The organism is Roseateles subflavus, assembly GCF_030285365.1.
Taxonomy (GTDB): Bacteria; Pseudomonadota; Gammaproteobacteria; order Burkholderiales; family Burkholderiaceae_C; genus Roseateles_B; species Roseateles_B subflavus.
This window is the reverse complement of sequence record NZ_JASVDS010000002.1, coordinates 600,322-615,889: the sequence shown is the minus strand read 5'-3', so window position 1 is coordinate 615,889 and position 15,568 is coordinate 600,322. Positions and strand designations below refer to the sequence as shown.

Annotated in this window: 11 protein-coding genes; 1 reads left to right on the top strand and 10 read right to left on the bottom strand. The window is 69.4% G+C overall.

Annotation, left to right across the window (positions count from 1 at the left end):
• Positions 1–44: 44 nt before the first annotated feature.
• The 4 genes from QRD43_RS08570 to QRD43_RS08555 form a co-directional block, all read right to left on the bottom strand.
• Positions 45–1,562 (bottom strand): acyl--CoA ligase, encoded by a 1,518-nt coding sequence (locus QRD43_RS08570; RefSeq protein ID WP_285982066.1) that lies wholly within the window; start codon positions 1,560–1,562, stop codon positions 45–47.
• A gap of 43 nt (positions 1,563–1,605) precedes the next feature.
• Positions 1,606–2,430: a phosphate/phosphite/phosphonate ABC transporter substrate-binding protein gene (locus QRD43_RS08565; protein ID WP_285982065.1), complete on the bottom strand. Its 825-nt coding sequence runs from the start codon at positions 2,428–2,430 to the stop codon at positions 1,606–1,608.
• Between the two features lie 326 nt (positions 2,431–2,756).
• Positions 2,757–4,763: a M3 family metallopeptidase gene (locus tag QRD43_RS08560; RefSeq protein ID WP_285982064.1), complete on the bottom strand. Its 2,007-nt coding sequence runs from the start codon at positions 4,761–4,763 to the stop codon at positions 2,757–2,759.
• Positions 4,764–4,933: 170 nt separating this feature from the next.
• Positions 4,934–6,853, bottom strand: coding sequence for a propionate--CoA ligase (locus QRD43_RS08555; protein ID WP_285982063.1), 1,920 nt, complete (start codon positions 6,851–6,853; stop codon positions 4,934–4,936).
• 257 nt (positions 6,854–7,110) lie between these two features.
• Between QRD43_RS08555 and QRD43_RS22745 the strand changes: the two genes are divergently transcribed.
• Positions 7,111–8,013 carry a C40 family peptidase gene (locus QRD43_RS22745; protein ID WP_434063843.1) on the top strand — a complete coding sequence of 301 codons (903 nt, stop codon included), beginning with the start codon at positions 7,111–7,113 and terminating at the stop codon, positions 8,011–8,013.
• Positions 8,014–8,079: 66 nt separating this feature from the next.
• On the opposite strand, the gene QRD43_RS08545 is transcribed toward QRD43_RS22745, so the two are convergent.
• From QRD43_RS08545 to QRD43_RS08520, 6 genes are all read right to left on the bottom strand, one after another.
• Positions 8,080–8,451, bottom strand: a complete 372-nt coding sequence (locus QRD43_RS08545; RefSeq protein ID WP_285982062.1) for an ankyrin repeat domain-containing protein — start codon at positions 8,449–8,451, stop codon at positions 8,080–8,082.
• A gap of 125 nt (positions 8,452–8,576) precedes the next feature.
• Positions 8,577–10,562, bottom strand: a complete 1,986-nt coding sequence (locus QRD43_RS08540) for a S9 family peptidase (RefSeq protein WP_285982061.1) — start codon at positions 10,560–10,562, stop codon at positions 8,577–8,579.
• Between the two features lie 220 nt (positions 10,563–10,782).
• Positions 10,783–11,949: a BMP family ABC transporter substrate-binding protein gene (locus QRD43_RS08535; protein WP_285982060.1), complete on the bottom strand. Its 1,167-nt coding sequence runs from the start codon at positions 11,947–11,949 to the stop codon at positions 10,783–10,785.
• Between the two features lie 68 nt (positions 11,950–12,017).
• Positions 12,018–12,944, bottom strand: coding sequence for an ABC transporter permease (locus QRD43_RS08530; protein WP_434063842.1), 927 nt, complete (start codon positions 12,942–12,944; stop codon positions 12,018–12,020).
• A 9-nt stretch (positions 12,945–12,953) separates the two neighbouring features.
• Positions 12,954–14,018, bottom strand: coding sequence for an ABC transporter permease (locus QRD43_RS08525; protein WP_285982059.1), 1,065 nt, complete (start codon positions 14,016–14,018; stop codon positions 12,954–12,956).
• Positions 14,005–15,552: an ABC transporter ATP-binding protein gene (locus tag QRD43_RS08520; protein WP_285982058.1), complete on the bottom strand. Its 1,548-nt coding sequence runs from the start codon at positions 15,550–15,552 to the stop codon at positions 14,005–14,007. Before QRD43_RS08520 ends, QRD43_RS08525 begins: the two co-directional genes overlap by 14 nt.
• Positions 15,553–15,568: the final 16 nt, after the last annotated feature.

Below are 15,568 nucleotides of genomic sequence, written 5' to 3'. Positions count from 1 at the left end.
CTGGTTGAACTTGTCTTGTGAATGGATCGGCCTGCGGGCCGATCTCAGGCCAGCCCGAGCTTCTGCGCCAGGCCGATGCGCTGCAGCTTGCCGGTCGCCCCCTTGGGAATCTCGGCCATGAACAAGATCTTGGCCGGCACCTTGAAGTCGGCCAGGCGCTGGGCCACGAACTGCTGCAGCTCGCGCTCCGTGGCCGCGAGCCCCTCGCGCAGCACGACCACGGCGCCGACTTCCTCGCCCAGCTTGGGATGCGGCAGGCCGAAGCACACCACCTGCGCCACCGCGGCATGGTCCATCAGGACTTCATCCACCTCGCGGGGGCTGATCTTCTCGCCGCCGCGGTTGATGATCTCCTTGAGACGGCCGGTGATCGAGACGTAGCCGTCGGCGTCCATGACGCCCTGGTCCCCCGTGCGGAACCAGCCGTTGAGGAAGGCCTCGGCATTGGCAGCCGGGTTGCTTTCGTAGCCCGCGGTGACGTTGGCGCCGCGGATGACGATCTCGCCGGTGTCGCCGGCCGGCAGCAGCTGACCGCCAGCGCCCATGATGGCGACCTCGGGCCCCGCGGCCAGGCCGACGGTGCCCGGCTTGCGGACGCCCGGCGGCAGCGGGTTGCTGGCCATCTGGTGGGTGGCCTCGGTCATGCCGTAGGCCTCGACCAGCGGAGCGCCGAAGACCTGCTCCAGCTCGCCGATGACCTGCGGCGGCATCGAGGACGAGGAAGAGCGCATGAAGCGCAGCGGGTGCCGCCGGATGACATCGGCGTTCTTGCCCGCGCGGGTCAGGATGGCCTGGTGCATGGTGGGCACGGCGGTGTACCAGGTGGGGGCCGCCTCGTCCATCCAGCCGAAGAACTTCAGCGCATTGAAGCCCGGCGTGCAAAAGACCTGCGAGCCCGCGCTCAGGGGCGCCAGCACCCCGGCGATCAGGCCATGGATGTGGAAGAGCGGCATGATGTTCAGCCCGCGGTCCGCAGCGGTGAACTGCAGCGTGTGGCGGATGTTGGCCGCCGAGGCGCACAGATTGCGCTGGGACAGCGGCACGATCTTCGGCCGGGAGGTGGTGCCGGAGGTGTGCAGCACCATGGAGATGTCCTCGGGCTGGGACATGCCCCCCGCCGCCGCCGCGCCGGCCGCCGCGAAGTCCCCATGCAGGCGGAAGTCCCCCGCGGCCTCCAGCGGCTCCAGCTCGATGAGCGGCACGCCCAGCGCCCGGGCCACGGCCACCGCGGGAGAGTCGCTGCCCTGCTCCACGATCAGTGCGCGGGCCTGGAGATCCCGCAGGTAGAACTCGAACTCGTCAGCCCGGTACGCGGGATTCAGCGGCGCGCTGGCCACGCCGCAGGCACAGGCCAGGAAGCTGGCGGCCATCTCCGGCCCGTTGGGCAGGACGAGGGCCACGCGGTCATTGCGGCCGATGCCCCAGGCATTGAGCTGCCGCACGCTGCGCTCGATCAGCGCCTGCAGGGCGCCATGGCTCAGTGGCGGGCGACCCGGTGCGCGCAGCGCGATGGCATCGGAGGGCAGAGACTGCAGCTGCAGCCAGAGGGAGTCTTGGGACATGGGTCGCACCTTATCGACAACTCAGGGACACGGCATCGCCAGGTCAGCGGACGTCCAGCCACTCGCCCAGCTTCATCATCTCGGCCTGGTCGAAGCGCTGGAAGCCCTTCCACTTGGTCGGTTCGAGCTTCTTGCGGCCCTCCTCGGTCGCGTCCAGGTTCGTGAGGTACTGCTGGACCTTCTCCAGCTGCTCGCTGGTGAGGCTGGGGCTCGCGATGATGTGCTTGATGGGCACGGGCCGCGTGTAGCCGAGGATCTTGCCGCCCTTGGCCTGCCAGGCCTTCAGCACGGCCCCGGAGGCGGTCACGCCGGCATGGGTGAGGTAGTTCTCGACGAAGAAGGGAACGGCGTCCTGGTAGCGCGTGTAGGTGATGCGCACCTGGGGCGCACTCATCTTGAGGTCCCGCAGCGTGGCTCTGAGCATCACGGAGGTGATGGAGTCCTCGTCCGGGGCACCCAGGTGCTGGCCGCGCAGATCCGTGAGCTGCGTCCAGGCGGCGTCGGAGCGCACCAGGAAGCCGGCCTTGTACTCGGTGAAGCCCTTGGTGACGGCCACCAGGCGGTAGCCGGCATGCTTCATGGCCTCGATGGACACATGGGCCGGGTGCACCATCGCCAGCTCCCAGCGCTTGTCGGCCAGGCCCTGGCGCAAGGTCTTGTAGTCGGCGATGGGCTCGATGGTGACGGGCTGCTGCAGCAGCTTCGACAGGTCGGTGGCCATGGCCGCATAGCGGGCCTGGATCTCGGCGTTGCTGACCCGGTAGGTCACGCCCTCGTTCACCGCAAAGCTCAACGCCTGCGCGGCAGACGCCATCGCCATCAACCCGGCCATCGCCAGGGTGGCGCTCCAATGCCTGCTCAAGTTCATACCACGCTCACTTCTGTCCTGCATCCCAACATGCCGGTTCACTGCAAGGCGCCCGGACTGTTATGCGCCCTCACCGGCAGTACCTCCCAGGTGAAGACGCGCGCATTTTGGCCATCTCACCCAGCCCCACAGTCCAGCAAAACCCTGACATGGACCGCAACCTGAAAGAGCTGACAGGGTAGCCAGGATTTCCTTGCAAATGCCACATTTGAAAGGTTTGGAAACAAATAAGCCGCTACACCTCGCCGTCAGGCGCGGGCGGTGGCCCACAAAGAAAAAAGCCCGCCGGAGGGCGGGCCTGGGAAGCGGGGGGTCAGCGGCGCCGATCAGTGCTTCAGGTAGTCGAAGAAGGCGGCATTGCTGGGATTGCGCCCCAGGAAGTCGCGGACCAGCTCCGGCGCCGGCTTCTGACCGCCCTGCGCCAGGACGCGCTCGCGGTAGCGGCGGCCGATCTCGGCGTCGAGCTTGCTGGCAGCGAAGGGGCTGCGCAGGTCCATGGCCAGCACCAGGCTCCACAGGTAGCCGTAGTAGCCCGCGCCATAGCCCCCCGCAATGTGGGAGAAGCCGGCCACGAACTTGCTGCCCGGGACGTGGCCCAGCGGCGTCGCGCCCTCCATCTTCGCCCACAGCGCCTGCGGGTCCTGCGGCTCCTTGCCGTGCAGGGCAAGGTCGTAGCTCGCGTAGAGGTGCTGACGGCCGTACTGCGTGCCCTTGCCGAAGTTCTTGGCCGCGACGACCTTGTCCACCAGCGCCTCGGGCATGGGCTTGCAGCTCGGGCAGACCTCCTGCATCAGCGGCAGCACCTGCTTGTTGACGACCCAGTCCTCCAGCATCTGCGAGGGCGCCTCCACGAAGTCGTGCATCACCGCCGTGCCGGCCTGTTGCACGTAGTAGGTGTTGCTGAGGTTGTTGTGCACGGCATGGCCCAGCTCGTGCAGCAGCGTCTCCATTTCGTCGATCGTCAGGCCCTTGCGGTTGAAGTTGACGACCAGCGCCGCAGCCGGCAGGCGGCCCACGCGCGTCGCGCTGCCTCGCAGCGGCCACACGGCGGCGTGGTTGTACTTGCCTTCGCGGGGGAACAGGTCCACGTAGAGATTGGCCAGCGGCTTGCCGGTGGCGGCGTCACTCACGGCGAAGGCCTTCACCTCGGGATGCCACAGATCGGCCGGCACCTCGGTGTACTTCACGCCCATCAGGCGCTCGATGATGCGCATGGCGAAGCGCAGGCTCTCCTGGGCCGGGAAGTACTCGCGCAGCGCTTCCTGGTCGACCTGGAAACGCGCCTGGCGCAGGCGCTCGGAGTAGAAGCTCGCGTCCCAGCGCTCGATCTTCACCTGCTCGGCCGGCACGCCCAGGTGCTGGGCCTTGGCCGCCTGCAGGTCCGCGACGTCGGCGCGCTCGCGCTCGGTCACCGTCGCCTGGACCTCGTCGAGGAACTTCCAGGCGGTCTGCGCGTTGCCCGCCATGCGGCGGCGCAGGTTGAAGTCCACGTAGTTGTCGTAGCCGAACAGGCCGGCGTACTCGCGGCGCAGCTGGGCGATCTCGGCCAGCAGGCGCAGATTGGCTTCGCCCCCTTCGTTGACCTTGGCCTCCCACATGCGGTGGCGGGCCTCGGCGTTCTCGGCGGACTGCAGCACCGGGCCGTAGCTCGGATAGTCCACGCCCAGCAGGACGCGGCCCTCGGCGTCACGGCGGGCGTTCTTCCAGACACCCTCCGGCACGCCCTGGAGCTCGGCCTCGGTGTAGGCGCGCTGGACGTTGGCATCGCGGATGTTCTTGTTGAACTGCTGGTCCAGCTCGCCCAGCTTGTCGATGATGGCCTTGGCGCGCTGGCGCTTGGCCGGGGGCAACGACACGCCGCTGTCCTCGAAGGCCCCCAGCGCCACGCGCTGCAGCTCGCGCTCACGCGCGGTGGGGGTCGGGGCGCGCTTCAGGGCCTTGTAGAGCAGCTCGTTCTGGGCGACGCCAGAGTTGAACTGCGTCCAGCGCATGGAGCAGGCCTGGGCGGCGTCGCGGCCGGCCTTGTCCGGGTGCACGTACTGGACGAAATCGACGGGGCCCTGGCCGTCTTCCACGGTGGCGGCGTAGTCGTCGAAGGCGGCCATCCAGGTGACGTCGACCTTGCGGCGCTCCAGCAGCGCCAGCGCCTTCTTGGCTGCGGCGAGGCCACCATCGCAGGCCTGGCGGATCTGCGCGGCGGTCTTCAGCGTGGGGAACGGCGGCGCGGGCAGGGTCGTCGCCGCGTCGGCCAGGGCGGCCGTGGAGGCCAGGCCGGACAGGCCGGCCAGGAGCAGCGCGCCGGCCAGGCGGCGGGAAGTCTGGATCGTGGTCATGGGGTTGCGGCGCAGGCCGCCAGGGCGCCCGCGCGGGTCAGCAGAAGGTGGGCGGATTGTGCCCGCCACCCCGCGTGCGCCCGGAGGTCATCGCACCGGGACAAACACCGACAAAACGATTGCGTCGCCCGGATCGAGGGGCGCACGCCCCCCGTGCCGACCCGCGGCGCTCAGCCGTTCACCAGCGTGCGGATCTGCTGGAGCGCAGTGGGGTCCTCGATGGTGGTGAGGTCGCCCGGATCGCGCTGCTCGCACACCGCCTGGATCGCGCGGCGCAGCAGCTTGCCCGAGCGCGTCTTGGGCAGCACCGTCACGAAGCGCACGCGGGCCGGGCGCGCGACGGCCCCGAGCTGTTCGTCCACGCGCTTCATGATCTCGGCCTCCTGCTGGCGGGCGCCGTCCTCGGTGGCCGCACGGCTGCCGTCCTTGAGCACGGCGAAGGCCATCGCGACCTGCCCCTTGAGCGCGTCCGCCACGCCCACCACGGCCACCTCCGCCACGTTGGGATGGCTGGCGATGCTCTCCTCGATCTCCCGGGTGCCCAGGCGGTGACCGGCGACGTTGATGACATCGTCGGTCCGGCCGAGGATGTAGTAGTAGCCGTCCGCATCGCGGATGCCCCAGTCGAAGGTCGAGTAGACGAGCTTGTCGGGGATGCTGGACCAGTAGGTGTTGACGAAGCGCGCGTCGTCGCCCCAGACCGTCTGCAGGCAGCCCGGCGGCAGCGGGCCCTCGATGGCGACCACGCCCTTCTGGTTCGCGCCCGTGAGCTCCTCGCCCGTGTTCTCGTTCAGCAGCTTGACCTGGTAGCCGTACATGGCCACGCCCGGCGAGCCGAACTTGCTGGGCTTCTTCTCCACGCCGTTGGCGATGGACAGGATGGGCCAGCCGGTCTCCGTCTGCCAGTAGTTGTCGATGATGGGTCGGCCCAGGCTCTGGGCGATCCAGGTGGCGGTGGGCTCGTCCAGCGGTTCGCCGGCCAGGAACAGCGCGCGCAGGCTGCTCAGGTCGTACTTGCCCAGGTAGGCCGGGTCCTGCTTCTTCAGCACGCGCACCGCCGTGGGGGCGCTGAACATCACCGTGACCTTGAAGCGCTCGACCAGCTGCCACCAGATGCCGGCATCCGGCACGGTGGGCAGGCCCTCGTACATGAGCGTGGCCATGCCGGCGATCAGCGGGCCGTAGATGATGTAGCTGTGGCCCACGACCCAGCCGATGTCGCTGGTGGAGAAGTAGGTCTCGCCGGCGTTGCCGCAGTAGATGTGCTTCATGCTGGCCGCCAGGGCCACGGCATAGCCGCCGACATCGCGCTGCACGCCCTTGGGCTTGCCCGTGGTGCCGCTGGTGTAGAGCGTGTAGCTGACGGCATTGGACTCCAGCCAGGCGCAGGGCACCTGGGCGTCCTGGTACTGCTCGCGCAGGGCGGCGTAGTCGAGGTCGCGGCCCGCCACGCGCTCGAAGGGCGCCAGGCCGCGGTCCACCATCAGCACGGCCTGCGGCTTGTGCTGCGCCAGCTGGATGGCCTCATCCAGCAGGTGCTTGTAGGGCACGACCTTGCCGGAGCGGCTGCCGGCGTCGGCACTCACGACAAGCTTGGGCGTGGCATCGTCGATGCGGCTCGCGAGGGAGACGCTGGCGAAGCCGCCGAACACCACGGAATGGATCGCCCCGATGCGCGCGCAGGCCAGCATCGCGAAGGCGGCCTCCGGGATCATCGGCATGTAGATCAGCACCCGGTCGCCCTGCCCCACGCCCTGCGCCTGCAGCATGGCGGCCATGCGCTCCACCTCGCGCTGCAGCTCGCGGAAGCTGTAGATGCGCTCCTGGTTCACCTCGGTCGAGACCCAGATCAGCGCGTTCTGCTCGCCCCGGTCCCGGGCGTGGCGGTCCACGGCGTTGTGGCACAGATTGGTCGTGCCGCCCACGAACCACTTCGCGAACGGGGGGCGGTCGTAGTCGCAGACCTGCCGGAAAGGCGTCTGCCACTCGATCAGCCCGGCCTGCTCGCGCCAGAAGTCGTCCGGCTGCGCCACCGAGCGGCGATAGAAGCTGGCGTAGTCGCCAGTGGACGGGCTGGAATTGCTGCTCATGGCCGACCTCTGTATTTCCATAATTACGAATTACGGCGAATTTCACGGTCATGGTCTGACGACAGCCTGACCCCGGGACGTCGCGCGGACGACAATTGCCCTGGCTCAAGACAGCGGCGCCTGGCGTGCGCTTGGACACATTTCCCGGCCGCCGCCTATGGTCCAATACCGGTCGGTCCCCAATTGAAACGCGGGGGAATTCGGCCGTCGAACGGCGCCCGGACTTACCCGCGGTTTGCCTCTGATTTGCCCCTGCCTTGCTTGACACTGCCAAGACCCGCTTCTTAAGCTGCGCGGCCGAGATCAAGTTCCCGATGCTGCCAGCCCGACGCCTCCCCCACCGCCAAGCTTCCCTGCGCCCCGCACTGGCCACGGCCGTGCTTGCGCTGGGTCTGTGTGCGGCGGGCGTGCAGGCCCAGCAGCAGCCTGCGGGCCAGGGGAGCCCGGGCAATGCGGCGATCGCGCCCCCGCCTGGCACCATGATGGGGGCCTACGGCCTGAGCCAGCAGGTGACGCCGCCGGCCACGACCGGTGCCGCAGGCCCCGCCCATGCGGCCGCCAAGACGCCCCCGGCCCCCGCCGACCTCGCCGCCGCGGCGGCGGCAGGCGCCGGCACTGCGGGCGCCGCCGCCGGCAATGACGCCATCACCCGCTTCCTCCAGGACACCGGGCTGATGAAGAACGCCAGCGAGAACCGGATCCTGAACCAGGTCCGGGACACCGCCTCCGACCTCGTCATGTCGGCCATGAACTTCCTGGGCGTGCCCTACAAGCGCGGCGGCAAGTCCCTCGAGAGCGGCTTCGACTGCAGCGGCTTCACCCGCCACATCTTCGAGATGTCCGTCGGCCTCGTGCTGCCGCATCGCGCCGACGAGCAGGCCCGCCTGTCCAGCCTCATTCCGATCAAGCAGGAAGAGCTCAAGCCCGGCGACCTCGTCTTCTTCAACACGATGAAGCGCACCTTCTCGCACGTGGGCATCTACGTGGGCGACGGCAAGTTCATCCACAGCCCCCGCGTGGGCAGCGCCGTGCGCGTCGAGGACCTGCGCGAGGCCTACTGGGCCAAGCGCTTCACCGGCGCCCGCCGGGCCGACCTCGCCGCCGCGCAGGCCTCGGCCGACAACCGCAGCGCCCAGGCACAGCCGGCAGTCATTCGCTGAGCGCGGGCCGGCCCCGGCCCCCCGCGCGGCGCCTGTCGCGCGCCCTCGCGCGAAGGCTGAAGTCCCTCAGGCCTTGGCGCCCGCGAACCAGTCCCCCAGCCAGCCCCCCAGGCGGCGGCGCTTCCCCACAGGCGGCGGCAGCGGCGTGGCGCCCGCGCGGAGCAGCGCCTCCTCCAGCGCCGGCAGGCCGACCCGGCGGGCCGCCAGCATCGGCGTTGCGCTGTCGAACTCGGACGGCAGGTCCGGATTCGCGCCGGACTGCAGCAGGTAGCGCGCGACCGCCTCCTGCCCGGCGAGGATGGCCGCCACCAAGGGCGTCGACAGGAACTCGGGGTGCGCGTAGTTGACGTCCACGCCAGCCCGCACGTGGTACTCGACCAGTGCCAGGTCCCCCTCGACGGCGGCGTTGAACATTTCCTTCCAGTTGCCTCCGGACATAGGCCCGCTCCTCATGCAGACACCCCTCGCGGGGCGGCAGGCCCAGGCGAGGGGTGGGGTTCGATGGACGGTTCGGCGCGAGGATTGGCGTGCGGTGCGACCGCCCGCCCCTCCCCGCGTCGCGCTCACTTCGGCGCGTTGGCCGTCTTCAGGTGCTTGTCGAGGAACTGCAGCATGCGGCCGCTGGCCTCGATGTTGTTCTTCTTCTTCGAGAAGCCGTGGCCCTCGTCGTCGAAGACCACGTACTCCACCGGCACGCCGTTCTTCTTGACGGCCTCGACGATCTCGTCGCTTTCGGGCTTGATCACGCGCGGGTCATTGGCGCCCTGGATCACCATCAGCGGCTTGCGGATCTCCTTGGCGTGGAACAGCGGCGAGGTGGCGATGAGGAAGTCCTTGTCCTTCACCGGGTCGCCGATCTCCTGGTACAGCGCCTGGCGGAAGCTCTCCCAGTACGGCGGGATGGACTCGAGGGTGCGCAGCCAGTTGGACACGCCGAAGATGTCGATGCCGACCTTGAAGGCCTCGGGGCGGAAGGCCATCGCCGCCAGGGTCATGTAGCCCCCGTAGGAGCCGCCGATGATGCCGATGCGCTCGGGGTCGATCACGCCGGTGCTGGCGAGGTAGGTCTTGGCCTCGATGCAGTCCCACAGCGGCTCGCGGCCGTGCTTGCCGTCATCAGCCGTGAAGAAGCTCTTGCCGTAGCCCGAGCTGCCGCGGTTGTTGATGCCCAGCACCGCATAGCCGTGGTTGGCGAAGTACTGCATCAGCGCCGAGTAGCCGCGCATGGTCTGGCCGCCGGGGCCGCCGTGCACCCACACCACGGCGGGCACCTTGTTCGTCGGCGAAGCTTCCTTGGGCTGGTAGTAGACCGAGGGGATGCTCAGGCCGTCGAAGGACTTGAAGCGCACGATTTTCGCGTCCACGAGGTCCTCGGGGTTCACCTCCTTGGACATGCTCTGCGTCAGCTGCTTGACCTGCTTGCTGGCGAAGTCGTAGACGAAGAGGTTGCTGGGCGAGCGGTCGCCGTTCACATAGAAGGCCATCTTGGTGCTGCTGCCCGAGAACTGCACGCCGCGGATCTCGCCGCCGGGCAGCTTGGGCAGGGCCACGTCGCGCTCGACGCCGTCCTTGCCCAGCTCGCGCAGCTTCAGCACGATGCTGGCGTCGGCGTTGATGCCGGTGACACGGAAGCGGCCGTCATTGGAGAAGTCGGTGTAGGCCACGTCCCAGTCGGCCTTCTCCAGCTCGCTCATCTTGCCGGTGGCCAGGTCATAGCTCATCAGGCGGGCGAACTCGGCGCCGTCGTTGCTGGTGAGCAGCAGGCGCTTCGAGGCCGGGTCGAAGCCGGCGGGCTGGTTGCTCGCCACGCCCTGGTGCGGCGTCAGGTGCTTGCTCTCCTTGGACTTCGTGTCGTAGAGGTAGACGTCCGAATCGGCCGTGGTGTTGGTCTTGCCGAAGGCGATCCAACGGCCGTCGTCGCTCACCTGGGCGACGTTCATGCCCGTCTCGTTCTTGTAGACCAGCTCGCGGGCATAGGTCTTGGCGTCGTAGCGGTAGACGTCGAAGAAGCGCGGATCGCGCTCGTTGGTGGCCACGTGGAAGCTGTTCTTGTCGCCGGACCAGCCCATGAACATGGCCTTGAGCTTGTCGCCGGGGGTCAGGTCTTTCTCGCTGCCGTCGAGCTCGCGCACATAGAGGTGGTTCAGCTCATTGCCGCCCTGGTCGCGGGTGTAGAGCACCCGGTCGTCCTTGGGGAAGTAGCTGACGGCGTAGTGACTGTCCTTGGTGGAGCTCGTCAGGGCCACGGGCTCGCCGCCGCTCACGGCGATGCTGTAGACGTTGAAGATGCCGGTCTTGTTGCTGTGGAAGAGGATGCGCTTCTCGTCGGCGCTGAAGGAGGCGCCACCGATGTTGGTCGTCGCCATGAACTGCTCGATGGTGTAGCGCTTGGGCGCCACGGGCGCGGCCGGCGCGCTGGTCTGCTTGGCGCTGGTGGCGGCCAGGACCGGCGCGCTCAGGAGCAGGCCGCTGCCGGCCAGCGTCAGGCACAGGGCCAGTTGCTTGAGGGCGGCGCGCGGGGCCGCGGACTTCCGATGTTGTGCGTTCAAGGGGCTCTCCTCGTTGAATCCGCCCGGCCATCGCCAGGCACCGCGCAAATGTAGTGAGGCCCCGGCCACTTGCCAATCCCTCCCGGACGATCTGCAGCCGCGCCCGATGAACAGCCGCCGGCCGCGGATGGCCTGCCGGCAGCGGAGGGCCTGACGGCCGGCATGAAAAAAGCCACCGGCCTCTCGGCGGGTGGCTGGGCTGCGCGGGAGGCGCCGGCGCTTACTTGCCGCCGGGCACCTTGCCCTCGACGCCCTTCACGTAGAAGTTGATGCCCGAGAGGAACTTGTCGTCCGCGACCTCGTCCTTCTTGAGCACGTCCTTGCCGTCCTGACCGACGATGGGGCCCTTCCAGATGGCGAAGCTGCCGTCCTTCAGACCGGCCTTGACCTTGTCGATCTGGGCGCGCGTGTCCGCCGGCACCGTCTCGGCGAGCGAGACCAGGTCGATCGCGCCTTCCTTGACGCCCCACCAGCTGTGGCTGCCTGCGCCGGCCGTCCACTTGCCGTCCAGCGCGTCACGCACGGCCTTGATGTAGTACGGGCCCCAGTTGATCACGGCCGAGGCCAGGTGGGCCTTGGGGCCGTAGGCCGTCATGTCGGAGTCCCAGCCGAAGGCGTACTTGCCGTTCTTCTCGGCCGTCTGCAGCACGGCGCTGGAGTCGGTGTTCTGCATCAGCACGTCGGCGCCGCCGTCGATCAGGGACTGGGCAGCCTCGGTCTCCTTGGGCGGATTGAACCACTCGTTGACCCAGGCCACGCGCACCTTCACCTTGGGGTTCACGCTCTGCGCACCCAGGGTGAAGCTGTTGATGTTGCGGATCACCTCGGGGATGGGGATCGAGCCGACGACGCCCAGCGTGCCGCTCTTGCTCATCTTGCCGGCCACCACGCCCGCCATGTAGGCGCCCTCGTAGGTGCGCGAGTCGTAGGTGCGCATGTTGGCGGCCTGCTTGTAGCCGGTGGCATGCTCGAACTTCACGTCCGGCGTGTCGGCGGCGACCTTGAGCATGGGCTCCATGTAGCCGAAGGTGGTGCCGAAGATCAGCTTGTTGCCCTGGCCGACCATGTCGCGGAAGACGCGCTCGGCATCGGCCGCCTCGGGGACCTTCTCGACGAAGCTGGTCTGGACCTTGTCGCCGAACTCCTTCTCGACGGCCTTGCGGGCGTTGTCATGCGCGAAGGTCCAGCCGCCGTCCCCCACCGGGCCGACGTAGGCGAAGGCGATCTTGAGCGGCTCGGCCTTGGGGGCCGGTGCCGAGGCGGCGGAGGCTGCCGGCGCGGGGGCGGCGCCCTCTTCCTTCTTGCCGCAACCGGCCAGCACGGCCACCGCGGCCAGGCTGGACCAGCCGGCCCACTTGATCAGATCACGCTTGCCAATGTGACGCATGGGTGCTCCTTGGAGGTTCGGCGCTGCAAGGCGCCGGTGAAAACTGCAGAAAAGTCCAGCCGACGATCTTAGCCGCCCGGATGGAAGGGCTTGCCGAGCGAGGCCGGCATGTTGGCGCGGATGAAGCCGCTGTTGCGCGAGATCAGCACCAGCACCACGATGGTCGCCACATAGGGCAGCATCGACAGCAGCTGGCTCGGCACCTCGACGCCCTGCCCCTGCAGGTGGAACTGCAGCATCGTGACGCCGCCGAAGAGGTAGGCACCGAGCAGCACGCGGGCCGGGCGCCAGGTGGCGAAGGTGGTCAGCGCCAGGGCGATCCAGCCCTTGCCGGCGATCATGCCCTCGACCCACAGCGGCGTGTAGGCCACCGACACATAGGCGCCCGCCAGCCCGCACAGCGCACCGCCGGCCAGCACGGCCAGCAGGCGGATGCGGCGCACCGGGTAGCCCAGCGCGTGAGCGGACTCCGGGGACTCGCCCACCGCACGCAGGACCAGGCCGGCCCGCGAGCGGTAGAGGAACCAGGCCAGGCCGGCCGTCAGCGCCATCGCGCCGTAGACCAGCGGATGCTGCCGGAACAGCGCCGTGCCCACGAAGGGCAGATCGCTCAGGACGGGGATGGCGAAGCTGGGCCGCGCGGTGAGCTTCTCCTGCACATAGCCCTGGCCGACGAAGGCCGAGAAGCCCGTGCCGAAGAGGCTCAGCGCGAGGCCGGCGGCGTACTGGTTGGTGTTGAGCCACAGCGCCAGCAGCGCGAAGACGCCAGCCAGCGCGGCCCCCGCGCCCATGCCGGCGACGAAGGCCAGCGTGTCGCTGCCGGTGTGCACCGCGGTGGCGAAGCCGGCGATGGCGGCCACGAGCATCATGCCCTCGGCCCCCAGGTTGACGACGCCGGCGCGTTCGTTGATGAGCAGGCCCAGGGCCGCCAGGGCCAGCAGCGTGCCGCCGTTGAGCGTGGCGGCGACGAGGGCGGCGAGTGCGTTCAGATCCATGGTGCGACCTCAGGCAGCCCGGCGCGCCCAGCGCACGCGGTAGTGAATGAGCGTGTCCGAGGCCAGCAGCGTGAACAGCAGCAGGCCCTGGAAGACACCGGTGATGGACTTGGGCAGGCCCAGGCGCGACTGCGCCAGCTCGCCGCCGATGTAGAACATGCTCATCAGCAGGCCCGAGCCCACGATGCCCACCGGATGCAGGCGCCCCACGAAGGCCACGATGATGGCCGCGAAGCCATAGCCCGCCGGCACGTGCGGCGTGAGCTGCCCCAGCGGCCCGGCGGCCTCCAGTGCGCCCGCGAGGCCCGCCATGCCGCCCGACAGCAGCAGCGCCGTCCACAGCGCCCGGCGCGAGGAGAAGCCCGCGTAGCGCGCCGCCGCGGGCGCGAGGCCGCCGACCTGCAGCGCGTAGCCCGCATAGCTGCGGAACATCAGCAGCCAGAAGCCGGCCACCGCGCCCAGGGCGATCAGCACGCCGATGTTGACGCGCCAGCCGCTGAAGAGCTTCGGGATCTTGGTGGCCGCGGCGAAGGTGACGGTCTGCGGGAAGTTGTAGCCGTTCGGGTCCTTCCAGGGCCCGTAGACGAGGTAGCCCAGCAGCAGGTCCGCCACGTACACGAGCATCAGGCTCACGAGGATCTCGTTGGCGTTGAAGCGGTCCCGCAGCAGCGCCGTGATCGCCGCCCAGGCCATGCCGCCCACCACGCCGGCCAGCAGCACGGGCACGACGATCGCGGCGCTCGTCTGCGCATCGGCCTGCATGGCGACCCAGCCGGCCGCCAGCGCGCCCGCGATGAACTGCCCCTCCGCGCCGATGTTCCAGACGTTGGAGCGGAAGCACAGGGCCAGCCCCAGGGCGATCAGGATCAGCGGCGTGGCCTTGAGGCCCAGCTCGCTCCAGGCATAGGCGCTGCGGATGGGCTCCCAGAAGAACATCTGCAGCCCGCGCACCGGGTCCTTGCCGAGCGCCACGAAGAGCAGCAGCCCCAGCAGCGTCGTGACGGCCAGCGCGATCAGGGGCGAGGCCAGGGCCATCAGCCGCGAGGGCTCGGGGCGGGTCTCAAGCCGCAGCATGATTCGCCTCCTGGCCTGCCGCGCATGCGCCGGACTCCCAGAGCCCGGACATCCACGCGCCGATGCGCTCCACCGTGGCTTCGGCCACGGGCAGGCTGGGCGACAGGCGGCCCTGCGCCATCACCACCAGGCGGTCACTGATCTCGAACAACTCGTCCAACTCCTCGCTGAAGACCAGGAGCGCGCAGCCGGCATCGCGCAGCTTGAGCAGCTCCCCCCGGATCTGGGCCGCCGCGCCCACGTCCACGCCCCAGGTGGGTTGGGCGATGAGCAGCAGCTTGGGGGCGGCGTCGATCTCGCGGCCCACGATGAATTTCTGCAGATTGCCGCCCGAGAGGCTGCGCGCCGCGGCGCCCGAGCCCCCGCAGCGCACGCCGAAGCGGGCGATGAGCTCCTCGGCCAGCCGGCGCGCCTCGCCCTTGGCCAGCCAGCCGCCGGCCTTCACGGACTCGGTGCGGGTCAGCAGGGTGTTGTCCGCCAGCGAGAGGCTGGGCACGGCGCCCCGACCCAGGCGCTCCTCCGGCACGAAATGCAGGCCCAGCCGGCGGCGCTTGCGGCAGCTGGCCCGGGCGATGTCGGTGTCGAAGAGGCGGATGCTGCCTCGCGGTGCCCGGGCATCCTCGCCCGACAGCGCCGCGAGCAGCTCCTGCTGCCCATTGCCGCTGACGCCGGCCACGCCGAGGATCTCGCCCGCGCGCAGCTCGAAGTCCAGGCCGCGCAGGGCCGTGCCGAAGGGGTTGTCCGTCGGCAGGTCCAGGCCCTGCACGCGCAGCACCGGGGCGCCGGCCTCGCGCGCGCCGGCCCGCAGGCGGGGCGGCTCGCTGCCGATCATGAGGCGCGACAGCGCGGCGTTGTCCACCGTGCGCGGGTCCACCTCGCCGGTGACCCGGCCACCGCGCAGCACCGTGCAGTGCTGGCACAGCGCGCGGATCTCGTCGAGCTTGTGGCTGATGTAGAGGATGGCGCAGCCCTCGGCGGCGAGGCGGCGCAGCACGTCGAAGAGCTTCTGCACGGCCTGCGGCGTGAGCACGGACGTGGGCTCGTCGAGGATCAGCAGGCGCGGGTTCGTGAGCAGCGCCCGCACGATCTCCACGCGCTGGCGCTCGCCCACCGAGAGCGTGTGCACCGGCCGGGCCGGATCCACCTCCAGCCCGTAGGCGGCCGAGAGCTCGCGGATGCGTTGCGACACCTCGGCGAGGCCGAGGGCCTTGTCCAGGCCCAGCCAGACGTTCTCGGCGGCGCTCAGCGTGTCGAACAGCGAGAAGTGCTGGTAGACCATGCTGATGCCGAGCTGGCGGGCCTGCGCCGGGCTGCGCACCTGCACCGGCTGCCCGTTCCACAGCAGGCGGCCCTCGTCGGGCTGGACCGCACCGTAGATGATCTTCATCAGCGTGGACTTGCCCGCGCCGTTCTCGCCCAGCACCGCGTGGATCTGCCCGGGCATCACCCGCAGCGAGACGCCATCGTTGGCCTTCACGGCCGGGTACTGCTTGCTGATGCCTTGGAGTTCGAGTCGGGGGACGGGTTCGGCCATGGCGATCAGCAAGACA

What these genes read in the sequence shown, in the direction of transcription:
- QRD43_RS08530 (WP_434063842.1), bottom strand. Translation starts at nt 12,944, where the DNA reads ATGGATCTGAACGCACTCGCCGCCCTCGTCGCCGCCACGCTCAACGGC.
- QRD43_RS08520 (WP_285982058.1), bottom strand. Translation starts at nt 15,552, where the DNA reads ATGGCCGAACCCGTCCCCCGACTCGAACTCCAAGGCATCAGCAAGCAG.
- QRD43_RS08535 (WP_285982060.1), bottom strand. Translation starts at nt 11,949, where the DNA reads ATGCGTCACATTGGCAAGCGTGATCTGATCAAGTGGGCCGGCTGGTCC.
- QRD43_RS08560 (WP_285982064.1), bottom strand. Translation starts at nt 4,763, where the DNA reads ATGACCACGATCCAGACTTCCCGCCGCCTGGCCGGCGCGCTGCTCCTG.
- QRD43_RS08565 (WP_285982065.1), bottom strand. Translation starts at nt 2,430, where the DNA reads ATGAACTTGAGCAGGCATTGGAGCGCCACCCTGGCGATGGCCGGGTTG.
- QRD43_RS08525 (WP_285982059.1), bottom strand. Translation starts at nt 14,018, where the DNA reads ATGCTGCGGCTTGAGACCCGCCCCGAGCCCTCGCGGCTGATGGCCCTG.
- QRD43_RS08545 (WP_285982062.1), bottom strand. Translation starts at nt 8,451, where the DNA reads ATGTCCGGAGGCAACTGGAAGGAAATGTTCAACGCCGCCGTCGAGGGG.
- QRD43_RS08570 (WP_285982066.1), bottom strand. Translation starts at nt 1,562, where the DNA reads ATGTCCCAAGACTCCCTCTGGCTGCAGCTGCAGTCTCTGCCCTCCGAT.
- QRD43_RS08555 (WP_285982063.1), bottom strand. Translation starts at nt 6,853, where the DNA reads ATGAGCAGCAATTCCAGCCCGTCCACTGGCGACTACGCCAGCTTCTAT.